This is a genomic window from Microbulbifer discodermiae (genome assembly GCF_040742695.1).
In the GTDB taxonomy this organism is placed as follows: Bacteria; Pseudomonadota; Gammaproteobacteria; order Pseudomonadales; family Cellvibrionaceae; genus Microbulbifer.
Window position 1 is genome coordinate 15,767 of record NZ_JBFLAB010000006.1, and the last position, 24,483, is coordinate 40,249.

General features: G+C 59.4%; 22 protein-coding genes. 5 read left to right on the top strand and 17 right to left on the bottom strand.

Annotation, left to right across the window (positions count from 1 at the left end; all coding sequences use genetic code 11):
• Positions 1-50: 50 nt before the first annotated feature.
• The 5 genes from AB1S50_RS03495 to AB1S50_RS03515 form a co-directional block, all read right to left on the bottom strand.
• Complete coding sequence (locus AB1S50_RS03495; protein ID WP_367149040.1) at positions 51-833, bottom strand: SDR family NAD(P)-dependent oxidoreductase; 783 nt, start codon at positions 831-833, stop codon at positions 51-53.
• Positions 834-1,610, bottom strand: coding sequence for an SDR family oxidoreductase (locus tag AB1S50_RS03500; protein ID WP_367149041.1), 777 nt, complete (start codon positions 1,608-1,610; stop codon positions 834-836). It abuts the gene before it with no gap.
• Positions 1,611-1,685: 75 nt separating this feature from the next.
• Positions 1,686-2,744 carry a phosphotransferase family protein gene (locus AB1S50_RS03505; RefSeq protein ID WP_367149042.1) on the bottom strand — a complete coding sequence of 353 codons (1,059 nt, stop codon included), beginning with the start codon at positions 2,742-2,744 and terminating at the stop codon, positions 1,686-1,688.
• Positions 2,745-2,754: 10 nt separating this feature from the next.
• A complete protein-coding gene (locus tag AB1S50_RS03510) occupies positions 2,755-3,969 on the bottom strand; it encodes an acyl-CoA dehydrogenase family protein (protein ID WP_367149043.1) in 1,215 nt (404 codons plus the stop codon).
• A 91-nt stretch (positions 3,970-4,060) separates the two neighbouring features.
• Positions 4,061-4,213 (bottom strand): hypothetical protein, encoded by a 153-nt coding sequence (locus tag AB1S50_RS03515; protein ID WP_367149044.1) that lies wholly within the window; start codon positions 4,211-4,213, stop codon positions 4,061-4,063.
• A 200-nt stretch (positions 4,214-4,413) separates the two neighbouring features.
• On the opposite strand from AB1S50_RS03515, the gene AB1S50_RS03520 reads away from it, so the two are divergent.
• Complete coding sequence (locus AB1S50_RS03520) at positions 4,414-6,435, top strand: oxidoreductase (protein ID WP_367149045.1); 2,022 nt, start codon at positions 4,414-4,416, stop codon at positions 6,433-6,435.
• Between the two features lie 92 nt (positions 6,436-6,527).
• Here AB1S50_RS03520 and AB1S50_RS03525 read toward each other — a convergent pair whose 3' ends face one another.
• Positions 6,528-7,781 carry an MFS transporter gene (locus AB1S50_RS03525; RefSeq protein WP_367149047.1) on the bottom strand — a complete coding sequence of 418 codons (1,254 nt, stop codon included), beginning with the start codon at positions 7,779-7,781 and terminating at the stop codon, positions 6,528-6,530.
• Between the two features lie 599 nt (positions 7,782-8,380).
• On the opposite strand from AB1S50_RS03525, the gene AB1S50_RS03530 reads away from it, so the two are divergent.
• The gene (locus AB1S50_RS03530) at positions 8,381-8,929 is read left to right on the top strand and encodes a histidine phosphatase family protein (RefSeq protein ID WP_367149048.1); all 549 of its coding nucleotides are present in this window, start codon (positions 8,381-8,383) and stop codon (positions 8,927-8,929) included.
• Positions 8,930-9,008: 79 nt separating this feature from the next.
• On the opposite strand, the gene pepN is transcribed toward AB1S50_RS03530, so the two are convergent.
• Both pepN and ggt read right to left on the bottom strand, forming a co-directional pair.
• The gene (pepN, locus tag AB1S50_RS03535) at positions 9,009-11,636 is read right to left on the bottom strand and encodes an aminopeptidase N (RefSeq protein WP_367149049.1); all 2,628 of its coding nucleotides are present in this window, start codon (positions 11,634-11,636) and stop codon (positions 9,009-9,011) included.
• 269 nt (positions 11,637-11,905) lie between these two features.
• On the bottom strand, positions 11,906-13,618 hold the full coding sequence (gene ggt / locus AB1S50_RS03540) for a gamma-glutamyltransferase (protein WP_367149050.1): 1,713 nt from the start codon (positions 13,616-13,618) through the stop codon (positions 11,906-11,908).
• A gap of 109 nt (positions 13,619-13,727) precedes the next feature.
• Here ggt and AB1S50_RS03545 point away from each other — a divergent pair, with 109 nt between their 5' ends.
• From AB1S50_RS03545 to AB1S50_RS03555, 3 genes are all read left to right on the top strand, one after another.
• Positions 13,728-16,835, top strand: a complete 3,108-nt coding sequence (locus AB1S50_RS03545) for an intermembrane phospholipid transport protein YdbH family protein (RefSeq protein WP_367149052.1) — start codon at positions 13,728-13,730, stop codon at positions 16,833-16,835.
• 176 nt (positions 16,836-17,011) lie between these two features.
• The gene (locus AB1S50_RS03550) at positions 17,012-17,206 is read left to right on the top strand and encodes a YnbE family lipoprotein (protein ID WP_367149053.1); all 195 of its coding nucleotides are present in this window, start codon (positions 17,012-17,014) and stop codon (positions 17,204-17,206) included.
• 11 nt (positions 17,207-17,217) lie between these two features.
• Entirely contained in the window at positions 17,218-17,544 is a 327-nt protein-coding gene (locus tag AB1S50_RS03555; protein WP_367149055.1) for a YdbL family protein, read from the top strand.
• Positions 17,545-17,715: 171 nt separating this feature from the next.
• Here the strand turns inward: AB1S50_RS03555 and AB1S50_RS03560 are convergent, their stop codons facing one another.
• The 9 genes from AB1S50_RS03560 to AB1S50_RS03600 all read right to left on the bottom strand — a co-directional run bounded on the left by AB1S50_RS03560 (position 17,716) and on the right by AB1S50_RS03600 (position 24,465).
• Positions 17,716-18,006, bottom strand: coding sequence for a hypothetical protein (locus tag AB1S50_RS03560; RefSeq protein WP_367149057.1), 291 nt, complete (start codon positions 18,004-18,006; stop codon positions 17,716-17,718).
• A gap of 79 nt (positions 18,007-18,085) precedes the next feature.
• Positions 18,086-19,126, bottom strand: coding sequence for an RNA polymerase sigma factor RpoS (gene rpoS / locus AB1S50_RS03565; RefSeq protein WP_367149058.1), 1,041 nt, complete (start codon positions 19,124-19,126; stop codon positions 18,086-18,088).
• 179 nt (positions 19,127-19,305) lie between these two features.
• Complete coding sequence (locus tag AB1S50_RS03570) at positions 19,306-20,079, bottom strand: peptidoglycan DD-metalloendopeptidase family protein (RefSeq protein ID WP_367149060.1); 774 nt, start codon at positions 20,077-20,079, stop codon at positions 19,306-19,308.
• A gap of 223 nt (positions 20,080-20,302) precedes the next feature.
• Positions 20,303-21,253 carry a DUF368 domain-containing protein gene (locus tag AB1S50_RS03575; protein WP_367149061.1) on the bottom strand — a complete coding sequence of 317 codons (951 nt, stop codon included), beginning with the start codon at positions 21,251-21,253 and terminating at the stop codon, positions 20,303-20,305.
• On the bottom strand, positions 21,250-21,891 hold the full coding sequence (locus AB1S50_RS03580; RefSeq protein ID WP_367149142.1) for a protein-L-isoaspartate(D-aspartate) O-methyltransferase: 642 nt from the start codon (positions 21,889-21,891) through the stop codon (positions 21,250-21,252). Before AB1S50_RS03580 ends, AB1S50_RS03575 begins: the two co-directional genes overlap by 4 nt.
• A gap of 107 nt (positions 21,892-21,998) precedes the next feature.
• Positions 21,999-22,964, bottom strand: coding sequence for a tRNA pseudouridine(13) synthase TruD (gene truD / locus AB1S50_RS03585; protein WP_367149062.1), 966 nt, complete (start codon positions 22,962-22,964; stop codon positions 21,999-22,001).
• Complete coding sequence (ispF, locus tag AB1S50_RS03590) at positions 22,957-23,460, bottom strand: 2-C-methyl-D-erythritol 2,4-cyclodiphosphate synthase (RefSeq protein ID WP_367149063.1); 504 nt, start codon at positions 23,458-23,460, stop codon at positions 22,957-22,959. Before ispF ends, truD begins: the two co-directional genes overlap by 8 nt.
• Positions 23,457-24,179: a 2-C-methyl-D-erythritol 4-phosphate cytidylyltransferase gene (gene ispD, locus AB1S50_RS03595; protein WP_367149064.1), complete on the bottom strand. Its 723-nt coding sequence runs from the start codon at positions 24,177-24,179 to the stop codon at positions 23,457-23,459. The genes ispF and ispD overlap by 4 nt, the downstream gene beginning before the upstream one ends.
• Entirely contained in the window at positions 24,169-24,465 is a 297-nt protein-coding gene (locus AB1S50_RS03600) for a septum formation initiator family protein (protein ID WP_367149065.1), read from the bottom strand. Before AB1S50_RS03600 ends, ispD begins: the two co-directional genes overlap by 11 nt.
• Between the last annotated feature and the right edge of the window lie 18 nt (positions 24,466-24,483).

The following is a 24,483-nucleotide window of genomic DNA, read 5'->3' on the forward strand; positions in this document are numbered from 1 at the left end:
GACCCGCAGGTTGACGCGGCGATAAAGCGGCTGTGTAAACGGTTCAGCTATCAATAGGCGGAGCGGCCCCCATCGACCGGCAGTGCCAGCCCTGTTACATAGCTCAGTTTCGGCGACAGCAGCATCAGCATGGCCGCAACCACCTCTTCGGTTTGCGCCAGCCGTTTCATGGGACTTCCGGACGCCAGCAACGCCCGAAATTCCTCCCGGCTGGCGCCCGGCGCCTGGATTTCGGCAACCATGGGGGTGAGAGTAAAAAAGGGGCAGATGGCATTGACCCGCACGCCCTGACTGGCGCACTCTATTGCCGCCGTGCGGGTAAGGCCGACCACCGCGTGCTTGGCCGCCGCATAGGAGGCGATATTGGGTGCTGCGCCTATGCCCGCCATGGAGGACACATTGAGAACCACTCCCGACTGCTGTGCTTTCATTACCGGCAACTGGTAGCGCATACCAAACATTACGCCTTTGAGATTGACGTTGTACTGGCGGTCCAGTTCCGCTTCGTCTGTATCCTCCAGCGCCATCATTGGCGGGGCGATGCCGGCGTTGTTGACCGCTATATCCAGGTTTCCGAACCCTGTCCTGGCCAGCTCCACCAGCGCCTGGCAGTCCGCTGCGGAGGAGACGTCACAGACCTGTGTTTTACACTGGGCGCCGGTATCGTCCAGCTCATCCGCCAGTGCCGCCAGCCCCCCGTTATTGATATCTCCGAGTACCAGACGAGCGCCCCGGGCAGCCAGATCCCGCGCCAGCTGTTGACCCAGTCCACTGGCGGCGCCGGTGATCAGGGCAGTCTTGCCTGCGAAGTCGAGCAGTGGATCGCTATACATTCAAAGTCCTCCGCAGGTTGTCAGGCCGCCGTCCACAACCAGGCACTCCCCGGTGGTGTAACTGGCGGCATCCGAAACCAGATACAATACCGCACCCGCCATTTCTCCCGGCTCCGCATGTCTTCGCAATGGGATATGGGCGACAGCGGTTTTGTAAATTTCTTCGTTGGAGAAGAGCGCGCCGGCAAAATTTGTTTTGGTCAGCCCCGGCAACAGGGCGTTGACGCGAATATTGAAGGGAGCACATTCCTTGGCAAATGCCTTGGTCATATTGACCACCGCGGCCTTGGTCATGGAGTAGATACCCATGCCCATACCCGGTTGCAGTGCATTTACAGAGGCCGTATTGACGATACAGCCACCGCCCTGCTCGCGCATCAGCTTGCCGGCTTCCACGGACATATAAAAATAACCGCGAATATTGACGTCCAGGGTTTTCTGCAAGGCATCGTCAGGCGTATCCAGTATATGGCCAAAATAGGGGTTGGTGGCCGCATTGTTGACCAGGATATCCAGGCGGCCGTACTGATCGCGGATATGGCCGAAGGCACGGGCAATATCCTCCATACTGCCGATATGACAGGGTAGCGCGGCGGCCCTGCCGCCGGTATCGATAATGGCGTCCACCACGGCCTGGCAGCCCTCTGCTTTTCTGCTGGAAACCAGCACAAAGGCCCCCTGTTCCGCTAGCAACCGGGCAATTCCCTCGCCAATACCGCGACTGGCCCCGGTCACCAGGGCAATTTTTCCATCGAGTGCAAACAAATTGGTGGTCATTGCAGAAATCTCCGATCGGTATTATTAATCCGGTAACCTGTTTAGTTGCCGGGTTGGTATCAGCGGGACCGACTATCAGCCTTCCTGTTGCAGAATATCCAGCGCGAAACGGGCTACCGGGTCCACCAGTGCACCCATACGCACGGCATTTTTATTGGATGCATTTCCCGTTTGCGCCCGCTTGGCGACACCTTGAATGATGGCCGCCAGGCGAAAGAAACTGAATGCCAGACAGAAGGCCCAGCAGTCTATACGGTCGATACCCATGCGTGCACAGTAGCGCGCCACATACTCCTCCTCAGTGGGAATACCCAGCGCCTGGCGGTCCATGCCCATCAACCCTGCCATCTTGTCGCCGTCGGCGGGCATCCGCATCTGCATACACTGATAGGCCAAGTCCGCAAATGGATGGCCGAGGGTGGAAAGTTCCCAGTCGAGCAGCGCTATGGCTCTGGGCTTCACCGGGTCAAAAATAACATTGTCGAGGCGGTAGTCCCCGTGAACCAGGGCAATCCGGCCGTCGTCTTCCGGCAGCGTTGACCCCAGTTGGGATATCAGGGTATCCATCGCCGCTATCGGTTCTATTTCAGATGCCCGGTACTGCCTGCTCCAGCGGTCTAACTGGCGCCGAAAATAATTACCTGGTTTACCGTAATCAGCGAGACCTGCCGCCTCTATATCGACACTGTGCAAACCGGCGAGCATGCGATTCATGTCATCGTAGATGGCGCCGCGCTGGGTCTTATCCACCTGGGGCAATGCGGCATCCCAGAAAATGCGCCCCTCACAGTACTCCATCACATAAAACTGCGAGCCGATCAGGTCCCGGTCCTCGCACAGATGCAACACCGCCGGTACCGGCACCTCGGTGCTGGCGAGGGCGGACATCACCCGGAACTCCCGGTCCACCGCATGGGCGGACCGCAGCAGTTCCCCCGGCGGCTGTCGGCGCAGCACATAGGTGCCGGAAGCCGCCTGCAGCTTAAAGGTGGGGTTGGACTGGCCACCGGGAAATTTGCTCGCCCGCAGGGGGCCGTTAAAATTGGGAATCCTGCCCTTTAGATATTTCTCCAGAGTTTCCAGTGGCAGCTGCTCCACCGCTCTGGTATCCCCGCTTGTCACTGTTTCCGACATGGCAGCCTCTCTATTCACCGACGCTGTCATAGTGGGCCGCCAGGTTGCGGCCCAGTTGCATCATGTGCACCTGATCCGGCCCATCTGCCAGGCGGATGGTGCGCGCATAGGCGTAGCCATGGGCCAGCACCAGATCCTGGCCGAGCCCCGCTGCGCCATGAATCTGAATCGCCCGATCGATAACATCGCAAGCCATTTTCGGTGCGACTATCTTGATCATGGCAATCAGTTCCTTGGCCGCCTTATTGCCCAGCCGGTCCATCCGCTCTGCCGCCTTTAACGTCAGCAGTCGCGCCTGCTCTATGTCACAGGCGGATCTGGCAATATCCTCCCGCACCGACCCCTGGCTGCTCATGGGGCGCCCGAATACCTGTCGCCTCTGGGCGCGACTGGCCATCATTTCCAGAGACCGCTGGGCCAGGCCGACGAGTCTCATACAGTGGTGTATGCGCCCCGGACCCAGGCGTCCCTGCGCTATCTCAAAACCGCGGCCCTCACCGAGTATCAGATTTTCCACCGGCACGCGCACCTGGTCGAAAATGATTTCCGCATGCCCCTCCGGTGCGTCGTCATAGCCAAATACCTGCATCGGCCGCACTATTTTGACACCTGTGGTATCAACGGGAACCAGTATCTGGGACTGCTGCAAAAGGCGATTGGTATTGTCCGGATCGGTTTTGCCCATCACTATTAGGACCTTACAGCGCCGATTCAGCGCACCGCTGATATAGAATTTGTGCCCGTTTATCACATAGTCGTCACCATCCCGCACTATGGATGTCTCGATATTGGTGGCATCCGACGAAGCCACCTGCGGTTCCGTCATGGCGAAAGCCGAGCGGATCTCGCCGTTCAACAGCGGCACCAACCATCGCTCCTGTTGTGCCGGACTGCCGTACCGGGCCAGCACTTCCATATTGCCCGTATCCGGCGCGCTGCAATTGAAAATTTCCGCTGAGAAGAGCACACGCCCCATCTCCTCCGCCAACGGCGCATATTCCAGGTTGGTCAGCCCGGCGCCAAAGCGGGGGTCCGGCAAAAAAAGATTCCACAGTTCCGCCTCGCGGGCCCGGGCCTTCAACTGGGTCAGGATGGGAGGCTCACCCCAGCGGTCCTCGGCGAGCTGATCCACAAATGTCGATTCGGCCGGGTAGACGTACTCGCGCATAAATTCGCGCAGGCGATCGAGCAATCCTTTTACCTTGTCTGTGTATTCAAATTGCATGCCTTTTATCTCCTGCTGGTGGCTGAGGGTGATAGGCCAGCGCTGCGCCCGGGATTGTCCTGGAACCTGTTCACACTATTAACCCGGCAACTTACTTTTCAGTTGCCAAGTTAATAACGCCGCTGGCCGCTTCGTCAAAGCGAATTGTGTGATTGGAGGAGAATTCCACCCCCATCGCCCCGGGTTGTGGGCCCAGGGCCATCACCCCCAAAAGTTCTTTGGCAGGGAAATCGGGATTATTCATCCGGCAACCAAAAGCGGCAAAATCGCCACCGGCACAAGGGCCCAGCGCCCCAGACAGCGTATACGGCCAGAGATTTCGGCCGAATTGGTCACTGCTGCAATGGCAATCGCTTGTTATTCTGCTACCCAATCATATGCAAAGAGTTGCATATAAGCGAATCGTCGACAAGCGACTCCGGCAAGCTGAGAAAGTGAGGCATCATGTCCAACCCCTACCCCCACCTACTGGCGCCATTGGACCTGGGCTTTACCCGTTTGAAAAACCGGGTATTGATGGGCTCCATGCACACCAATCTGGAGGAGCACCAGGACGGCTTCTCCCGGCTTGCAGCTTTTTATGGCGAGCGCGCCAAAGGTGGCGTCGGCCTCATAGTGACCGGCGGCATAGCCCCCAACGAGGAGGGCGGCGTGTTTCTGGGCTCGGCCAAGATGACTACCCAGGACGAGGTGCAGCAACACCGCCCGATCACCGATAGGGTACATACCGAGGGTGGCAAAATCTGTATGCAGATACTGCACGCCGGCCGCTATGCCTACAACCAGGCTCTGATAGCACCATCGGCCATCCAGGCCCCCATCAATCCGTTTACGCCCCGGGAAATTACCTCAGAGGAGGTGGAGGCGCAGATTGCGGATTATGTGCGCTGCGCGACCCTGGCGCGGGAGGCAGGCTACGATGGTGTCGAGATCATGGGGTCAGAGGGTTACTTCATCAATCAATTTGTCGTCACACGTACCAACAAGCGCGACGACCAGTGGGGTGGCAGCTTCGCCAATCGTATCCGCCTGCCGGTTGAAATCGTCCGCCGGGTTCGCGCGGCGCTCGGTAAAGATTTCATACTTATCTATCGCCTGTCCATGCTGGACCTGGTGGAAGAAGGCAGCAGCTTCGAAGAGGTAGTCGCGCTGGGCAAGGCTATTGAGGAAGCAGGCGCCACCATTATCAGTACCGGTATCGGCTGGCACGAAGCCCGTGTCCCCACCATTGCCACCAGTGTGCCCCGCGCGGCCTTCACCGGAACCACCGCCAGGGTAAAACAGCACCTGTCCCTACCAGTGGTAGCCAGCAATCGCATTAATATGCCGCAGGTGGGCGAAGAGGTGCTGGCTGCGGGCCACGCCGACATGATTTCCATGGCCCGCCCCTTTCTCGCCGACGCAGAATTTGTCAACAAGGCCGCGGAGAATCGCGCTGACGAAATCAATACCTGTATCGCCTGTAACCAGGCCTGCCTGGACCACACCTTCGAGCTGAAGCTCACTTCCTGCCTCGTCAACCCGCGCGCCTGTCACGAGACGGAACTGCGCTATCTGCCAACGGACAAACCCAAGGCAGTGGCCGTGGTTGGCGCCGGCCCCGCCGGGCTTGCAGCCGCAACCATTGCCGCTGAACGGGGCCATGCGGTCACCCTGTTCGAAGCCGACGACAGCATCGGCGGGCAGTTCAATATCGCCAAGCGGATTCCCGGCAAGGAGGAGTTTGCGGAGACACTGCGCTACTTTGCACGCAAACTGGAACTCACTGGCGTGACGGTCAAACTGAACACCCGCGTGAAGGCCACCGACTTGGATGGGTTTGACGAAGTGGTGGTTGCCACCGGTATCGAGCCTCGCACGCCGTCGATTCCCGGCATCCAGCATGAGAAAGTAATGAGTTACCTGGATGTGCTCAAATACGGAAAAACGGTGGGCGCTAAAGTGGCCATCATCGGGGCCGGAGGCATAGGTTTCGACCTGGCCGAGTACCTCACACACGAGATAGATGCATCGATTGCCAGCGACAGAGACGTATTCTTCGCCGAGTGGGGCGTGGATAGTGAACTGGGGCAGCGCGCGGGCCTGAAAGAACCAACTACGATAACACCCCAGCGGCGGGTGACGCTTCTCCAACGCAAAACTTCCAAGGTGGGGGCCGGCCTGGGCAAAACCACCGGCTGGATTCACCGCGGCAGCCTGAAACACCGCCAGGTACAGATGGTTGCCGGCGCGGAATATGAGCGCATCGACGACCGGGGCCTGCATATCCGCCTGGGGGATGAACGGCAGACGCTGGAGGTGGACAACATCATTATATGCGCGGGACAGGAGTCCGCCCGCTCACTCTACAAGGCACTGCAGGACAGTGAGGCGCGGGTTCACCTGATCGGCGGTGCAGATGAGGCTGTAGAACTGGACGCCAAGCGCGCCATTGACCAGGGCGCGAGACTGGCTGCCGCTCTCTGACCCCAAGGCCCATTTGGGCAAACAATAATCCCGGCGACCCCACCGGGATTATCTTTCCCCTATCAGGATATTGTAAAGGCCCTCCCTGGGGTTCAACCCGCCGACAGCACCTCATCCTCAGTAACCCTATCCCACTGGGGACGCGATGCCCGCTGTGCCAACCGGTAAAGTAATAAAACCAGGCCACACAAAAGGAACATCATCCAGTACAGCACCGGCCCGCTCCACCAGGTGAGCACCAGCCCGCCAAACAGCGGTGCCAAAGACCATCCAAAGGCGTAAAAGGACGAAGCGCCAAAATAACTCCCTCGCAGGTGATCCGGTGCCAGCCGGTCGATCTGCACACTCATAATAGGGAACAGCACTGCCTCGGCCAGGCTGACGACAAAAGTGGCCCCTAACCAGCCGACAAACCAGTCCACAGGGTTGGCGGCGTACCAGGCCTGCCCTGCAGCCAGCACCCCCAAACCCAGGGCGATGCGGTCATTCAGTTTGATTCCGCCCAGCAGTTGCATCAGCGGAAACTGCAAGGTGATAACTGTCAATGCATTCACCAGTATCATACTGGAAACCAGACTGACCAACTCTGGCGCCTGGGCCTGGGTCAGGTACTGGACCAGGCTGGAATCCATGTGCGCATAAATAAACAGGGTCAGAACGTTTGCAATCACCACCAGCAAAAACATGTGGTCGCGCCGCAGTACCCTTAATGTGCTGCGGATAGTCACTGCATCATCGCGCCGCCGCTGCGCCTGGCGGCCGCTTCTGGTATAGGCAAATCCCCACAGGAAAGCCACCCACAGCAGCAGGTAGCTGAACGCGGTCAGCCCGAAGGTGGACTGCTGGGCGCTGAGCCCCGCCCAGATGCCCACTATGGGACCCAGAGCAACACCGACGTTAATAAAAAAGTAACGCAACTGCAGTGCCAATTCGCGGCTGTGCTGATCCCTGACCAGATCCCCGATCAAGGCGCCCGCCGGTGGTTCCCAGACCGCGCGCCCGATTGAGCAAAGGGTCATTGCCAGTACAAACAATGGCAGAGACTGCGCTACGGCCAGTACCGCGAATGCGAAAATATTAAGTGCCGTGCCCGCCAGCAAAATTAGGCGGCGGCCATAGCGGTCGGACAAGGTGCCGACAAAAAAACCCAGCAGGGACGCACCGCCGGCGGAAGCGGTGAGAATAATGCCGATAACCGCCGGACCCAGCTGAAACTTGTCGTGCAGGAGAATGGCCAGAAAGGGCCACACCATAAAATAGGTTCCCCGGCACAGGAAACTGCCCAGTAAAATGATCCACACCAAAGGCGGGAAACCGTACAGCCTTTGCCACCACTGCCTGCCCATCAGCAAGCCTCCCTTTCAATAAGGCAAAAAAAACCCGGAGGGATCACCTTCCGGGTTTTTGGCGGCGGAAGGTGAAACACCTTCCAGCTGTATGCGTTCTCAGGTGTTCAATTGGGCCAAAGCCAGGATTTTGCCTAGCGGGCACTTGGGTGATCGAGTTGCCACCACTTCCTCCAGGCACCCTACCGGCCACAGGCACACGCGCAGAGCGGAGACCGCCTGAGGTGCAGTGGAAATTACCGGTGAATACGCTTGGCTGAACATAGTGAAGCCCGAACATAACGATTGAACAATACCAATAGTATCCCAATACCTTTGGTTTGCAAGCAAAATAAATCCCGCGGGAAAATTTATGTGGAAACAGGTTCAGGACACTCAGACTGTCGGCGACTATACTGAGGCCCGGAGCATGTCCACAAGGCACAACTATTAACCCGGCAATCCAATAGAGATCCCCCATCCATTGGATTAACGCCGTTAAAAACCTGTGTTATTACGTGTAATCGCTGGTTTTTCAAGGGTTTGCGGACATGCCCACAAACCCACGCTATAAAAAAGGCCAGTGAAGGCTTTTTCAGTAACCGTTAGGCGCAGACCCTATGCCCAGAATACTGCTGATTCGTCACGGCGAGGCGGCCAAGGCCCCCGGGGTCGAGGATCCCCGGCTCACCCCATTGGGCGAGCAGCAGGCCGACACCCTGGTGCAACGACTGGCCCAAAAGCGGCCACTCGCCCTGGTCAGCAGCCCCAAGGCCCGCGCCCAGCAAACCGCCATGCCCCTGTCCCGGGCATGGCACCAACCCATGACTATCGAGCCCAGGGTCACCGAGATCCCCTCCCCCCGGGAACTGCCCCTGGCGCAGCGCGGCCGCTGGATCCGGGAACTGCTCCAGCGGCAATGGGATCAGCTGGAGGACCACCAGTTAGGCTGGCGCCGGGAAATAATGGATTACCTGGTTCGACTGCAGGCGGACGCCGCGGTGGTGTGTCATTTTATGGTGATCAATTCCGTCGTGGCGGCGATCCGCAGGGATTCCAAAATTCTGCAGTTCCGGCCGGACTACACGTCGGTGACGGAATTACAGCTGCAGGAAGGTTCGCTCACACTGGTACAGTGTGGCGAGGCGCGGACAAGCCAAATTCTGTAGCAGACTGCTGAAAAAGGTTTTTGCAACAGCCTGTTGTCACCGACAGCGGTGTTTGGGCCCTACCGCCAGTCAACCGGCGCTACAGACTCTTGCTCACCACTTCATACAAATCCGCCGACAGCTGGCCACCGGCCATCACCGAGGCAAGTGCAGCTCGCATATTTTCCCCCACCTGGGACAAATATTTTTTCCAGTGCGTCAACGGCAACACCAGCCGGGCGGCAATCTGGGGGTTCAAGCTGTCGAGCGCGACGACCTGCTCCGCCAGGAACTGATAACCAGAGCCGTCAATACTGTGGAACTGGGTGAAGTTGCCGTTGGCAAAACCACCGATCACGGCGCGCACCTTGTTGGGGTTGGTCAGTTCAAACGCTGGGTGTTGCATCAGCTCCCTAATCAGGTCCAGTGAACCGTAGCTGGCACTGCTGGACTGCAAAGACAACCACAACTCCACCACCTGGGTGTCCTCCTGCCAGCGCTGGTAGAAGTCATCCAGAGCCTGTCGGGCCACTTCCCTATCGGCATGGTTGACCAATACCCGCAATGCCGCCGAACTGTCCGTCATATTTTCCGCACCCAGGTACTGGGCGCGGGCGAGCCGGATTCCCTCGGCACTACCGGACGCAGCCAGATAGCCCAGGCAGGTATTTTTCAGGCTGCGCTCGGCAATATCCTCCGCCTTCGGACGGTAGGGCTTGAGGGTGTTCAATCGTCGGTAGCATTCCAGCAATTCCCCCTCCAGGGACTTGCCCAGCGAACGCCGGCAAAAATCCCGCGCGGCGACGATCGCCTCGGCATCGATGGGATCTGCGTGCTCCGCCAGCGCCTGCGCACTCGGCAGTGACAGCATTTCCGCCAGCAGGGCCGGATCGGTAGAGTCTCTCTGCAGAAGGCCTCGGCAGGCGCCGATCAGCGCCGCCGGCGGTTCCAGCGCGGCGCCGGAACGATAATTCGCCTGCAACCGCTCGATCGCATTAAACGCCAGGCGCTGACCCGCGTCCCACTGGTTAAAGGCGTCGCGGTCAAACTGCATCAGAAACTGCAGTTGCTCATCAGTGTACTCAAAGCTCAGTTTTACCGGTGCGGAAAAACCGCGCAGAAGTGACGGCAACGGTTTAGCTGCCGGTGCACTAAAGGTAAAACTCTGCTCCGGCTCCGTGATTTCAAGTACCCTGCTGCTGTTGCCCGCAGCGTCCAGGGCCAATTCAGTACCATCACTGGCCAGCAGTCCCATCGCTATTGGAATATGCAGCGGCAGCTTTTCACTCTGTCCAGGTGTCGGCGGACAACTCTGGCGAAAGGTGAGTCTGTACTCGCCCGCTTCTGCGTCATAGGTTTCGGAGACATGCACCACCGGCGTGCCGGCCTGGCTGTACCAGCGCCGGAACTGGGTGAGATCGACACCGTTGGCATCCTCCATCGAGCGCACAAAGTCTTCACAGGTCACGGCACAGCCGTCGTGACGAGTGAAATAAAGGTCTGTGCCGCGCCGAAAACCCTCGGGCCCCAACAGGGTGTGAATCATACGTACCACTTCCGCACCCTTCTCATAGACGGTCAGGGTGTAAAAGTTGGAAATCTCCATATAGGAATCCGGCCGCACCGGGTGCGCCATGGGCCCAGCGTCCTCGGCAAACTGCGCCGTCCGCAAACGGGTGGCATCTTCAATCCGTTTCACCTTGCGGGAATTCATGTCGGCGGAAAACTCCGCATCCCGGAAAACGGTAAAACCCTCTTTGAGGCTGAGTTGAAACCAGTCGCGGCAGGTCACCCGGTTGCCCGACCAATTGTGGAAGTATTCGTGCGCCACTATGGATTCTATGCGCTGAAAAGCGCCGTCGGTCGCGGTTGCGGGGCTGCTTAACACACAGGCGGAATTAAAGATGTTGAGCCCTTTGTTTTCCATGGCCCCCATATTGAAATGGTCGACAGCCACGATCATGAAAATATCGAGGTCATATTCCCGGCCATAGACTTCCTCGTCCCAGCGCATGGCTTTTTTCAGCGACGACATGGCGTGGGCACACTTGCCGATATTCTTCGCCTCGGTAAATATCTGCAGTTTCACCCGGCGCCCGCTGGCAGTGCTAAAACTGTCCTCGACACACTCCAGGTCACCCGCCACCAGCGCAAACAGATAGGCCGGCTTGGCAAAGGGGTCCTCCCAGGTGACAAATTGCCGCCCGTCATCCATGCGGCCGCGGTCGATCTCATTGCCGTTGGACAAGAGCACCGGGTACTGCGGCGGCGCCACTATACTGGTGGTGAACCGGGACATCACATCGGGACGATCGGGATAGTAGGTGATTTTGCGAAACCCCTCGGCCTCGCACTGAGTACAGTACATGCCGTTGGACAGATAGAGCCCCTCCAGCGAGGTGTTGTCCCCGGGATTGATGCGGTTGTGGATTTCCAGCAGGAACTCCGGCTTGTCAACCTGGACTGACAGCCCCTGCTGCAGCTCCCGGTAACGGGACGGCGGTAGAGGTTCACCGTCGACGGCGATATACAGCAGCTGCAGATCCACACCGTCCAGCCGCAGGGGCGGCAGCCCCTCCGCAAGTGCCGGATTGCGGCGTATCTCCAGGCTGGACTTCACCAGGGTGGAATTTGGTTCCAGTTCGAAACACAGGACAGTGCTATCAACCAGGTAATCGGGAAGGCGATAGTCTTTGCGATATACGGTATGGGGCCGGATGTCATTCATAAGGGGATTCGACAGAGGCGTTAAAACAGTGTCCCGCCCAGGGGGCGGTGGTGATGGCGCCCACTATACGGCAAACACCGCCGCTGCCAAGCGGCGATACTTCCGGGTGGGCTATGGGAAAAGCAGTTTCAAGGGGCAACTGCGCGGAGCAGGGACGCCCATGCCGTAATTCCCACCTGCCAGTGTTTAATTGGTCGCACAGGGTTTGCGCGTGGCAGCTGCAAGCCCGGGGACAGGAAGGCCGCGGGCGGCCTTTATCCTGTAACTTGTCAGTAACCTGCCGCGTGACCGTCCTTGCGGCTCTCCGAGGCTCCCCAGTAGACGCCCGCCGCATCCCGCATGATGCCCTGATAGCCGCCATAGGGCCCGCTTTCGAACCGAACCTTGTGCCCCATCTGCACCAGCTTGCGGCGGGTTTCCATGGGAAATCCGTCCTCCAGACTCAGGTATCCGCCATCTTCCATCACCTCGTCCGTGGGCTGGCTGGAGCCGGTGTGAAGTATACGCGGCGCGTCACCGGCCTCTTGCACATTGAGGCCAAAGTCAATCATGTTAATCATGATCTGCGCGTGCATCTGCGGTTGGGTGGCACCGCCCATGACCCCAAAACTCATCACCGGTTTGCCGTCCTTGGTGACAAAGGCCGGGATGATGGTGTGAAAGGGGCGCTTGCCCGGCTGGTACTGGTTGAAGTGCCCGGGCTTGAGGCTGAACATCTCACCGCGATCCTGCAGGATAAAACCCAGCTCCCCGGGGGTCATACCGGACCCCATGCCGCGGTAATTGCTTTGGATCAGGGACACCATATTGCCGTCCTTGTCGGCGGTGGTCAGGTAGATGGTATCCCCATGGCGCAGGGCGACTTCGCCCGCATCGTAGCGTTTGGCAGCCCTGTCAGGGTCGATGAGCTTGCGGCGCTCAGCGGCGTATTCCTTGGAGATCAACTGCTTGACGGGCAGCTTGTTAAATGCGGGATCGGCGTAGTATCTGGCCCTGTCCTCGAACGCCAGCTTCTTGGCCTCCGCGAACAGATGGACATACTCGGGGCTGGTCCTGCCCATGGCGGCCAGGTCGTAGCCCTCCAGAATATTGAGAATCTGCAGGGCGGCAATACCCTGCCCATTGGGTGGCAGTTCCCACAGGTCGTAGCCGCGGTAATTGGTGGAGACCGGCTCAACCCAATCCGACTTGTGCGCAGCCAGGTCCTCGTAGGACAGGAAACCACCATTCTCCTTCATGTAGGCGGCAATTTCCCGGGCGATATCCCCCTTGTAGAAAGCGTCCCGGCCACCCTCAGCTATGCGGCGGTATGTCTTGGCCAGGCGGGGATTGCGAAACACCTCCCCTTCCTGGGGCGCCTTGCCGCCGGGCATGAATGTCTCCTTAAAACCGGGAAACTTCTGCAGGAGAGGCACCGACCGGTTCCAGTAGTAAGCCACCAGTTGGGTCACGGGAAACCCCTGCTCGGCGTAGTCGATGGCCGGCGCCAGGAGGTCCGCCATCGGCAGGCGGCCAAACTTCTGGTGCAGCTCAAACCAGCCGTCCACAGCGCCGGGCACCGAGACCGGCAGAGGGCCGTGGGAGGGAATCTTGTGCAGACCATTGCTGGCGAAATACTCGAACGGCAGGGACTTCGGAGAGCGGCCGCTGGCATTCAGCCCGTAAAGTTTGCCCTCATCGGCGCTCCAGACGATGGCGAACAGGTCGCCGCCGATACCGTTGCCGGTGGGCTCCATCAGTCCCTGGGCCGCATTGGCGGCAATCGCCGCATCCACGGCGCTGCCACCCCGCTTGAGAATATCCAGCGCTATCTGGGTGGCTAAGGGCTGGCTTGTGGCCGCCATGCCGTGGGTGGCCAGTACCGGTGAACGGCTGGCAAAACCCTCGCCGTTGACGCGGTCATAGGCCGCGGCAAACCCTGTTCCGAGGAGCGTCAAACCCAGGCAGACAACGACAGCGATGCTATGTAAAAAACGCCTCATAGAATACGGCCCTCTCTTTATTTTTCCCGGCCGGTTACACTGCAACCGGATAACGGCACCAGTCTGCATATTTCCCCCCGGATAGCAAGTCAGATCAGCGAGGTTCCCAGTGCACAAGTTGCGCCTAACGGCAACGGCTATCATCCTGGCGATCGTGCTCGCCTCGGTACTGGCGTGGCAGCTGCGGGATCGAATTGCGGCAACCCTGCTGAACGCTGCACTGGGCCGGGTAAGTGTGCAGGAGTTGCGTGGGCTCAAGCTGCACTGGCGCAGCGTCTCGCTCCAATATCTGCGGCTTGAACTGGATTCGGGCAGCGCCGCAACCCTGACGGCGAAGGAATTGCACATTGCCAGCCCCTGGGGGCTGATGCTCGGCAGTGCACAAAATAAATCCAGGATTTCCCTGGCCCAACTGGATATAGCCACCCCCGCAACCCCCGCCCCCACAAGCGGCGTAGAATCCGGCCCGATAAATTCTGCGCAACCCAAACCGGCACCGGCACCACTGGCTGCCGCCGACCCCGACGCGCGGACGCAGAAAGCGGTCACCCCGCCAATTTCCCTGCGGCACCTGACGAAAAATCTGCAGCAGCGTATGCCGCTGGAAATCCTGGTGGAGCGGATCTCATGGGATCATCCGGAGCCGCTGTTAGGCCGGGTGCAACTCCGCCGGGATGACAAAACCCGGAGCACCCGCATTGAATTGTCCACCCAGTCCTCTGGGGATATCCCCGCATTGGAGGCAAGCCTGCGCCTGGGCTTCGCACCGAATCGGCTGCAACTGGACAGCCGTATCGCCATCGCGTCCCAGGACACCCCGGAGAGGCAGACCTTTTTTGCTTTCAATAGCGAAGCCGGACCCGGCGATAACATGGCCTGGCGCGTGCAAGGCACCGTATCCATCGATCTGGCTGCCACCAGCCGCCTGCCGGAAATCCTCAATTGGCGGCGCTATTTGCGCAGTGCAGACGGCGAACTGGCGATGTCCATAGAGGGCGTCATCCCCGATAATTTGCGGGCGCTGGACCGTTACAGGGATTTTTCTATCACTCTTGAGGCGCATTCCGTCGCCGTTGATCTCCCACAAACGCTGGCCGGGGTTCCACTGGCACTGCAGTTGAATTCCGACGCCCCCCTGGCAGCCGAGTTTGGAACACTGTCGCCCCTTCAACTGACGAGCCTGAGGGGCACAGGCGATCTCAGTTTGGCGTCCGGCAAAGGCGAAGGCCCGCTGCTGACAGCGCATCTGGCCGGAACGGTGGCGCGGCAACAGGGCTCACTGCGGGCCGAGGGCCAACTGCACACAGAACAGCTGGAAACAGTCCTGCAGGCACAAAAGCGGCACCTGGTGGACGGAGCCCTGGAGCTGAAAAACCTGCGCGGGCCGGTCGACTTTATTCTGCAGGCGCAAGTCCCGGGAGCGTATACAATACCGTCAGCCGCCCCGGCATTTCTGCGCAATGTCAAACTTCAGCTGCCAGAGGCAACCGGGTTGTCGATGGAAATCAGTGCCCTCCCGGCAGGCGCCTCCCCCCTGAGTGTCCTGGGCTGGGACAGCGGCCGGATAAAAATTGAAATACCCGCAGGCCTGACCCTGACCGCGAACCGGTGGCCCGGCGCTGTCCATGTGGCCGGAACAGAGATCGCCGTCTCCGCCCGGGAACGTTCGGGTGATCCGGATATCCGGGCCAAATTCACCGGGATTGCCTGCGAGGTCGAGCCCCCATTGCCGGCACCCGGCAATGGCAACGCAAAGAGACAAGGCGAAAAATTCCTCTGCAGCGCCGACTCCTCGATTCATATACCGCAGCTGTCGCTGCAGGAACTGGAAGCCTCAGTTGGCCGCGCCGATATAGTCACTCGGCTGCGCCTGTCCGGCAGCGCGGAAAAAGCCGAAGTGACGCTGCTCGATACGGCTATCAAGGCCGGCGGGGCCAGCTTGGGCCAGGCAGCTGCAGACTCCCTCCAGGTGTCCAGCTCCAAACTGAACTGCAATGCCTCCCCGGAATCAATCTCCTGCCGGGCTCCCCGGGTAGTCGTTGAATTTACTGCCATGCGTTTTGCCGACGATAGCGTCACTGGCACGGTGGTTAGCGAAGATCTCCGGTTCAGCCAGAGTGAAGACCAGCTCAGCTTCAGCGGCAATCTCAGCGAAAGCACTCTGCAACTGGATCTGCGCGATGGCGTTTCCGCCCAGACCCGGTTGAGCGGCAGGGTTGCGCTGGAAAATCAGCAGGTGACCAGCAGGCTGAGCGCCGAAATCGGCGATCTTCCGGTATCCGGTGACCTGTCCCTCAACCTTGCCACGAATGCCGGGCAGGCCGACTTCGATTTTGGCCCAGTGGCGTTCAGCCGCGACAAACCGCTCAGTGACCGCATCGCCGGCCTGCCGGTAGAAGTGGTTGCCGGAATCCTCTCCGGCGGTGGCCGGTTGCGCTGGCCCCAGGCGGAAGGTTCCAGCCTGACCCTCGAAGCGGATGGGATTGCCGCCACATACGGGGATATTTTTGTACTGGGCGTCTCCACCCGGGCCAAAGCGGTCCATCGTAAGGGGCACTGGCTGATCCCGGCCACCCCGGTTGCCATCGAAACCCTCGACCCGGGCCTGCCGGTGGAGCGGATCAGTTTCAGCCTGGCCCTGGTTCCGGAGCGAGACCTGGTACTGCGAGAGCTGCGGGGCAACCTCTTGCAGGGGTCCCTGGAGTCACAGGAACTGCGCTGGAATCTGGATGGCGAGGCACGCCACAGTGAAATTCTGGTCAGCGGACTGTCGCTGCAGGCGCTGGAACAACAGCTGGAGACCTCGAACCTCGCCGCAACCGGCACTGTTGACCTCAAGATACCCCTGATCACCGCTGGCGCAGGTGTGACTGTAGAGCGTGGAGAGATTACCGCTCGTGCTCCCGGCGGGCGGCTGCGATATTACGGCGCTTTCTCCCCCGCCATGCTGGCCGACAACCCCCAGCTCAAGCTGCTGGCGGGAGCGCTGGAGGACTACAGTTACCGCCAGCTGAGCGGAACCGTGGAGTATCCTCCCAGTGGCGATATGCAAATGCAGTTGAAACTGGTGGGCCGCAGTAAATCCCTGGCCGCCGACAGGGATCTGATCATCAATCTCAACCTGGAGAACAATATCCCGGCAATGTTACAGTCACTGCAAGCGGGCCGGGATCTCAGTGAAACTCTGGAAAAGCGCTTGCAATCGGCAACTCAATAGATTGCCGGATTAAAAACCGGGACTACTCCCCCCTGTTCAGATTGCGTTAAGCTAGCACTTGTAGACTAGCCTGGTTACATCCGCTCACGAACTTTTCCGGGAGCTGATTCGCAGACGGCCGCAGTGGCCGGCCTGTGCCAATAGTGACAGGGCGAGGAAATCCGGAGAGACAATAAATGACCACTTACCCTAGGCTCTCACTACTATTCGTGTCAGTACTGGCCCTATCCGCCTGCACGCCCACAGTGGCTGTGCAGGCTCCAAGCGAGCCGATTACGGTTAACCTGAATGTGAAGATCGAACATGAAATCCGCGTAAAGGTGGACAGGGACCTGGACGACGTGTTTGAAGATAAAGAAGGCATCTTCTAAGGAGGTGTAAGATGAATCTAACCAAAACTGCTGTGTTGGCCCTGGGCCTGTTTTTGGCGCTCCCCGCGCTGGCCATCACCCTCAACGAGGCCCGCTCCCAGGGACTGGTGGGAGAGGCCAACAGCGGCTACATCGCCATCGTCGACCAGAGTTCCCAGGAGCTGAAGCAACTGGTCAGTGAGGTGAACACCAAGCGCAAGCGCGAGTATGCGGCCATTGCCAAGCGTAACAACATCGACATTGCCCAGGTGGCGGCGCGGGCGGCGGAAAAACTGGAGGCGCGGGTCAAACCCGGAGAATACTACCAGGACACGCTGGGGCGCTGGGTCAGAAAATAACAAGTAGCCCGGCGGGGGAACAGTGCTACTCCCGACTGCCGTCGGCTTTAAATAACGGGATACTGCCTGGGAGCGCCGTTACTTTCACAACAACTGGCGCCGGCTTGTGGTAGCCGGCGCCAGCCTCCGCCCGATTGACCCAACTGCCAGGCTCGACGGGTCAATCGTTCTTCAATCTGCCAGATTCAAAAAAACACCAACTGCCAATTCAGACCATATGTAGAAAAAGGCCAGCGCCAAAACCACACCAACGAAAACCCGCTGCTGGGGTTTTATCCTTCTGGCAATCAAAACGTACAGGCTACAGGTCCCAAACAGCAGGGCTCCCATAGCGCCAAAGTCCCCGAAACTCCATTGCACCTGGCTGCTTAGCTGCATTGCGACAAAAGGTATTAGCAACAAAATACCTGTCGCGAGTGCCAGCCAGGCAAAAATACTGTTACGGGAAATTATATTTTTCATATCCGGTCACCTTGATTCAAAAATCCTCAGCGATTGACACAGCAACCCAGGTCAACGCAATCAGACTTCCGGTGGCCCGCTACAAGTTGGCAAACAGAGATTGGCTGTCCAGCCCCTGCTTCTCCATAACTTCCCGCAACCGCTTGAGTGCGTCCACCTGAATCTGGCGCACGCGTTCCCGGGTGAGGCCTATCTCGCGACCAACCTCTTCCAGGGTACTGGCTTCATACCCCCGCAGGCCGAAACGGCGGGAGACCACTTCGCACTGCTTGTCCGGCAATTCACCCAGCCAGCGATTGATACTTTCGAACAGATCACTGTCCTGGAGCAGTTCTGCGGGATCCGACTCCTGCTGGTCGGGAATGGTATCCACCAGGGTCTTTTCGGACGAGGGGCCAATAGGGGTATCGACAGAGGTTACCCGTTCATTCAGACCCAGCATACGCTCGACATCCTCCACCGGCTTTTCCAGCAGACTGGCGATTTCATCGGCGGAGGGTTCGTGGTCCAGCTTTTGCGCCAATTCACGGGAGGCCCGCAGGTAAACATTCAGCTCCTTAACCACATGAATGGGCAGGCGTATGGTGCGGGTCTGGTTCATGATCGCCCGCTCGATGGTCTGGCGAATCCACCAGGTGGCGTAGGTGGAAAAGCGAAATCCGCGCTCGGGGTCAAATTTTTCCACCGCCCGGATCAAGCCGAGGTTACCCTCTTCAATCAGATCCAGTAGGGCAAGGCCGCGACTGACATAGCGACGGGCAATTTTTACCACCAGGCGCAAATTGCTTTCGATCATCCGCTTTCTTGCCGCCCCATCACCGCGCAATGCCTTGCGTGCATAGTAGACTTCCTCCTCGGCTGTCAATAGCGGAGAAAAGCCAATTTCATTTAAATACAATTGAGTGGCGTCGAGGTTTTTCTGCAGGTGCCGGTCTGACTCGGCGACCCGCGCTCTTGCTTTAAAGAGGGATGCTTCGGAGTTTTTCTTCACTGTTGTTTTGCGATTGCGGCCCTTGTCATTATCCTCCGTTCGATTTGCCCGCCGCTGTTGCTCCACACTTAATTCTGCTGAAAGATCCGATTTTCCGGCCATAGGCCCGTCTTGTCGTTGTGCTTCCATTTCCCCGACTCCTTGTACTTTGCCGGTCCAGCCCCACCGCAGTGCGACAGATGCCTATCCAGCTCTGTCCGTGCGACAGCTAGTGGCCTCGGCCAACCTTGCGGGTGTGGCGCTTCCGGCGACTACGTAAAGTGGTACTCAGCAAAAATCCATTTTTATTTGCCGCAGCCAGGCTGGCATTATCCGGGTCGGGGCAGATAGGCAAGGGGATCAACCGGCTGACCGTTGCGGCGTATTTCAAAGTGGAGTTTGTTGCGATCGGTACCACTTGACCCCAACTCCGCTATCCTTTGCCCCGCTTTGACTGCACTGCCCTCGCCGACAAGCAACTTGTCGTTGTGGGCGTAAGCACTGAGGTATTCCCCACTGTGCTTAACGATCAGAAGTTTTCCGTAGCCTCTCAGCGCACTGCCCGCGTAAATCACGGTACCATTGGCCGCGGCCACGACAGAGTCCCCTTTTTCTCCGGCGATATCAACTCCCTTGCGCAAGGGGTCGCCTGCGCGAAATCCGTTGATAAGCTGCCCCCGGGCCGGCCAGTGCCAGCGGATTTTCGCCGCCACCCTGCCGGGCGCGGCCGGGCGTTTCTTTTTCGATGTTAATAATTTTGTATTTTTTCGCTTTGGAACAGCTGCCGGTCCGGCTTTCTTCGCTGACGTCTTAGACTTCTTTGTGGGAGTTGGCGATGGGACCGAAGCGTATTTCCGCCCCTCCAGCTGCAACCGCTGTCCGGGCCGGATCAAATAGGGGGGCGCTATGCCATTGATGGCTGCAAGATCTCTGTAATCCTTGCCATAACGCCAGGCGATGGAATAGAGCGTCTCCCCCTTGCTGACCAGGTGGGTGTTTATCCTGTCGCTGGAAGGCTGCTCCAGTGAACTGGTGGGGGCCAGATAACCACTACAGCCCACAAGCGCAAACAGTGTGAGCGCAGTGATTAAAATTCTAAACACGCCTGCATTCCAGCGGTTAGTCGTTTGGCAGTTCATCCACCCACACGCCAGCTTATCCCATTAAATTCGACGACATTTTATTATTCTCTTTTTACATCAAAGGCAAATATTTGCGCGAAAAGTTGTCTAAAAAAAGCCGCCAATTCGGTCCTGCAAGCGGCATAAAACCGTCATTTTCCGACCTGGAAAGGGCCCTATTGCTGCGCTTGGCACCACCCGTGACTCAGCCCGATTTGCCCCCGGCGCGTCTACCCCAATGGTCCACCGACAGCACCAGCAGGACAGCCGCCAGAAAAGCTATTATCGCCAGTCCCAAATAAGCATTCTCTCCTGTCTGAGCGACAAAATTCCAAGGCGATGTATTCGACAACATGGGCGCCAACTTTTCTCCCATCGCCACCCCGGTCCCGTCGACCAGCTTCCACGGCCAGATGATTTTGAGGCTGCCCATCAGGATGCCGGCCAGAAACGCCAGGGTCCGGGCCATAAAACGGCGCATCAGCCAGCTCAGCAGTCGGCTGAACAGCAACAGCCCTGTCACCGCACCCGCGGCAAAATACACTAAATTCAGCAATTGTAGCTGGTGCACCGCCGCCAGCACCCGGGGGTATATTCCGATCAACAGGAGGATAAAGGAGCCGGAGATTCCCGGCAGAATCATGGCGCAAATCGCCAGTGCCCCGGACAGAAACAACGTCAGCGGCGTCGCCGGAATTTGTCCGGGACGCAACTCGCTAATGGCGATCGCGACAAACAACCCCAGCAGCAAACAGACAAACACCGATACCGACCAGCGCGGAATGCGCCGTACAATGGGCACTGTGGAAGCCAGCACCAGACCGAAGAAAAAAGCCCAGACCAAAATGGGATAGGTTGCCAGCCAGTGGCCGATCAAGCGCGCCAAACTAAAAATACTGACAAGCACACCGGCGAAAAGCGCGAGCAGGAAACTGCCGTTGATATATTGCCAGGCTACCAGCGGCCCCTGGCGGCGCAGGACAGTGACACAGTGCGGGCCGATGCGGCTGAGGGATTCCAGCAGTTCGCGGTAGATGCCGGTGATAAAGGCAATGGTTCCCCCCGAAACACCCGGTACCACATCCGCCGCACCCATGGCCATACCGCGCAGAGCGATACCCCAGTAGCGATTGCTGCAAAATTCCGCCACTTTCACCGCACTACTCCACTCAACAAAGGCACAAAGCGCACCGGCTCCAGTTTTTCCACATCGAACTGGTCACTGTCCCCGCGGCGGGAGACCACCACCAGATGCTGCCGCTCCGCGCCCACCGGCATGACCAGCACACCGTCCGGCGACAACTGCTGTTTGAGTTCCGCGGGAATAGCGGACGGCGCGGCAGCGGAAAGGATGGCATCAAAGGGTCCCTTCTCCGGCCAGCCGAAACCGCCCTGGCTGAGAGCGGCTTCCACATTGTGAATGTTCAGCTCCCGCAGGCGCCGTCGGGCCTGCTCCAGCAGCGGCGCAATACGCTCCACCGAATAGAGGTGCTCCACCAGGCGCGCCAGGATCGCCGTCTGGTAGCCGGATCCGGTACCTATCTCCAGCACCCGCTGCAGCGACCTGGCCCGACTGAGCAACAACTCTGTCATTCGCGCGACCACATAGGGTTGCGAAATCGTCTGGCCGTAACCGATGGGCAGAGATGTGTCCTCATAGGCCCGGACGGCCAGCGCCTCGTCCAAAAACAAATGGCGCGGTGTCGATGCCATGACATCCAGCACTTGCTCGCTGGATATCCCCTCTTCCCTCAAACGCTGAATCAAACGGTTGCGTGTGCGCTGGGAGGTCATACCCAGGCCCTCACGTTTTAAGCGATCCACCAATGACTTGCCCCTTTCCACATCTGCCGGCCAGTGCCGCCGGCGCCACGGTGCTGACACCGTTTATTATTGCTTGGTTATTCTATGTTGGCGGCGGATGAATTGACCAGTTCGGCCAGCTCGCCCAGTACCGTTGTGGCAAATGCCCCGACGGGCAGGGTGAAAGACAGCTCGAGACTGTCTTCCTCCCAACTGTGCGCCAAATCTGCAGGTTCCAATATCAACCGCCGCCGTTCCTGCCGCAGTCCGCAGTGCTCCAGCCAGTCGCACCACTGCCGCCAGGGCGCCAGAAGGGCAGCTTCCAGTTCCCCCTGTTCGGCGGTGGCCGGATTGCGCCCCCGCCCCCAGAGGGGACCGCTGGGCCCGGTGTCCGGATCACCCGCCAGCTGCGCCCGCCAGTTCCCGGCGCGCACCCGCTCCCCCAGCACCTGGTTGAACAGCCAGCTGCGGGCGGCGGACATGGCAAATGCCTTTTCTCGCCTGGAGCAGCGGATACCCTCCTCCGCCAGGCTCCGGGCCAGATCCAGGTTGGCGCCGCGGCGGCCAAACCGCTGCTCGCCAAAGTAATTGGGCACACCGGCCGACAGTGCGGCCAGCAACTCCCTGGCGCCATCGCGATCGCCGCTTACCCGGCGCAGCCGGATGCGAAACCGGTTGCCATGGTGTTCTCCACGGCGCAACTTGCGCGGCCCGCGCCACTTTTGCAGCACACGGATCTGGTCGCTCTGCAGTTGCGTCCAGTCCGGCTCAGGCTTGCGGGGGAGGTAGACACTAAACCACTGGGTGGCTGCCGCATGCCGGTCCTTGAGACCACAAAAACCAATATCCTGACTGCGCACGCCCGCCAATCGGGCTATCTGTTGCGCCGCCCAGTGGGTGTTGGCGCACCGCTTGCACAGCTGCAGATAAACATGTTCCCCGGAGTCGGCGCGGTCCGGCGTGACCAATTCATCCACGGCGAAATCTTCGGGCAAAGTGCGAAAATCGGCCCGGATCGCCGGCCCTCCCAGGCCGCGGGGCCAGTTCAGATCCCACTCAGACATGGGTGCCCTCAAGCAGCACTGCGGCCTGAGCGGCGATGCCCTCTTTGCGCCCGGTGAAGCCGAGCCCTTCGGTGGTGGTTGCCTTGACGCTCACCGCGCTGACAGCCACCGCACAGTCGGCGGCGATATTGCCGCGCATGACGTCGATGTGCGGTGCCATCTTGGGTGCCTGAGCGATCACTGTGGTATCCGCATTGACCAGCCGATAGCCGCGCTGCTGGGCCAGCTCCATTACCTGTCGCAGCAATGCGCGGCTATCCGCGCCCGCATAGCGGCTGTCCGAATCTGGGAAGTGATGCCCGATATCCCCCAGTGCCAGCGCGCCCAGTATGGCGTCGGCCAGCGCGTGCAGAAGCACGTCGCCATCAGAGTGCGCTTTGAGCCCCCGCTCATGGGGAATCCTCACTCCACCGATGACCAGGTGATCACCGCAGTCTCCTTCGGCGGGGGAGCGGAAGGCATGGACATCGAAGCCCTGGCCGATGCGGAAGTTCACTGCTTGTCCTCTGTAGCTGCGTGGCGCAAACGCAAAATGGTTTCCGCCCACAGGATGTCGGCGGGGTGTGTGATTTTCACATTGTCCCTGTGCCCGGCAATCAGTTGCGGGGCATGCCCACCCAATTCCAGCGCACTGGCCTCGTCGGTAATCGCCGCCCCCTGCGCCAGGCCCTGGCGCAGACAGGAAAGCAGCAACCCCAGCGGTGCTTTTTGCGGGGTTTGGGCCAGCCAGATAAGGTCCCGGTCCAGAGTTTGCGCGACTCTAGTGGCCCCCGGCGACTCGGCACCACTCAGTTTTACCGTGTCACAGACGGGTTGCGCCAGCAGGGCAATGCTGGAGACCCCCGGCTCCAGGAGTGCCGCGACATCCCCCTGTGCGACACAGGGCCTGGCGGCATCGTGCACCAACACAGTGGTCCCGGGGGCTTCGTGCCGGCTCAGGAACTCCAGCGCAGCGAGCACCGAGTCCACCCGCTCGGCCCCGCCGGTAACCCTGTGCACCAGTGGGTGTCGCGCTTCGCCCAGGTGGGAGAAATAGGAATCCTCCGCCGATACAGCGACGACCACACCGGCGAGGCCGGGCCAGCTCAGAATATTGCGCAGGGTGACCGCCAGGAGCGGCCGGCCCAGTATCGGCAGGTATTGCTTTGGCTTGTCGGCACCCATGCGTTTGCCAACCCCGGCGGCCGGCACCACGACCCAGAAACTACTGCTCACTGCCGGAAGCCTCCTCGGGATCCAGAAAAATAAACAGCGTCTCGCCTTCCTTGATCAGGCCCAGGTCATAGCGGGCCTTGGCTTCGACGCCGTCGGTGCCCTCCTTCAGGCTGCGCACCTCTCGCGCCAGCTGCCGGTTGGCAAGCGCAAGGGCGGCATTTTTGTGCTGTTGCTGCTCCAGCTCCCGCTTTAGGCGGCTGACCTCGGCCAGACTGCCGTCACCGATCCAGAGGCGGTATTGGGTCATTAACAGCAGTGCGATCAGTGTCACCAACAGCCATCTCATGGCTTCCATCCCTCAGTG

What these genes read in the sequence shown, in the direction of transcription:
- AB1S50_RS03495 (WP_367149040.1), bottom strand. Translation starts at nt 833, where the DNA reads ATGTATAGCGATCCACTGCTCGACTTCGCAGGCAAGACTGCCCTGATC.
- AB1S50_RS03500 (WP_367149041.1), bottom strand. Translation starts at nt 1,610, where the DNA reads ATGACCACCAATTTGTTTGCACTCGATGGAAAAATTGCCCTGGTGACC.
- AB1S50_RS03505 (WP_367149042.1), bottom strand. Translation starts at nt 2,744, where the DNA reads ATGTCGGAAACAGTGACAAGCGGGGATACCAGAGCGGTGGAGCAGCTG.
- AB1S50_RS03510 (WP_367149043.1), bottom strand. Translation starts at nt 3,969, where the DNA reads ATGCAATTTGAATACACAGACAAGGTAAAAGGATTGCTCGATCGCCTG.
- AB1S50_RS03515 (WP_367149044.1), bottom strand. Translation starts at nt 4,213, where the DNA reads ATGAATAATCCCGATTTCCCTGCCAAAGAACTTTTGGGGGTGATGGCC.
- AB1S50_RS03520 (WP_367149045.1), top strand. Translation starts at nt 4,414, where the DNA reads ATGTCCAACCCCTACCCCCACCTACTGGCGCCATTGGACCTGGGCTTT.
- AB1S50_RS03525 (WP_367149047.1), bottom strand. Translation starts at nt 7,781, where the DNA reads ATGGGCAGGCAGTGGTGGCAAAGGCTGTACGGTTTCCCGCCTTTGGTG.
- AB1S50_RS03530 (WP_367149048.1), top strand. Translation starts at nt 8,381, where the DNA reads ATGCCCAGAATACTGCTGATTCGTCACGGCGAGGCGGCCAAGGCCCCC.
- pepN (WP_367149049.1), bottom strand. Translation starts at nt 11,636, where the DNA reads ATGAATGACATCCGGCCCCATACCGTATATCGCAAAGACTATCGCCTT.
- ggt (WP_367149050.1), bottom strand. Translation starts at nt 13,618, where the DNA reads ATGAGGCGTTTTTTACATAGCATCGCTGTCGTTGTCTGCCTGGGTTTG.
- AB1S50_RS03550 (WP_367149053.1), top strand. Translation starts at nt 17,012, where the DNA reads ATGACCACTTACCCTAGGCTCTCACTACTATTCGTGTCAGTACTGGCC.
- AB1S50_RS03555 (WP_367149055.1), top strand. Translation starts at nt 17,218, where the DNA reads ATGAATCTAACCAAAACTGCTGTGTTGGCCCTGGGCCTGTTTTTGGCG.
- AB1S50_RS03560 (WP_367149057.1), bottom strand. Translation starts at nt 18,006, where the DNA reads ATGAAAAATATAATTTCCCGTAACAGTATTTTTGCCTGGCTGGCACTC.
- rpoS (WP_367149058.1), bottom strand. Translation starts at nt 19,126, where the DNA reads ATGGAAGCACAACGACAAGACGGGCCTATGGCCGGAAAATCGGATCTT.
- AB1S50_RS03580 (WP_367149142.1), bottom strand. Translation starts at nt 21,891, where the DNA reads ATGACCTCCCAGCGCACACGCAACCGTTTGATTCAGCGTTTGAGGGAA.
- truD (WP_367149062.1), bottom strand. Translation starts at nt 22,964, where the DNA reads ATGTCTGAGTGGGATCTGAACTGGCCCCGCGGCCTGGGAGGGCCGGCG.
- AB1S50_RS03600 (WP_367149065.1), bottom strand. Translation starts at nt 24,465, where the DNA reads ATGAGATGGCTGTTGGTGACACTGATCGCACTGCTGTTAATGACCCAA.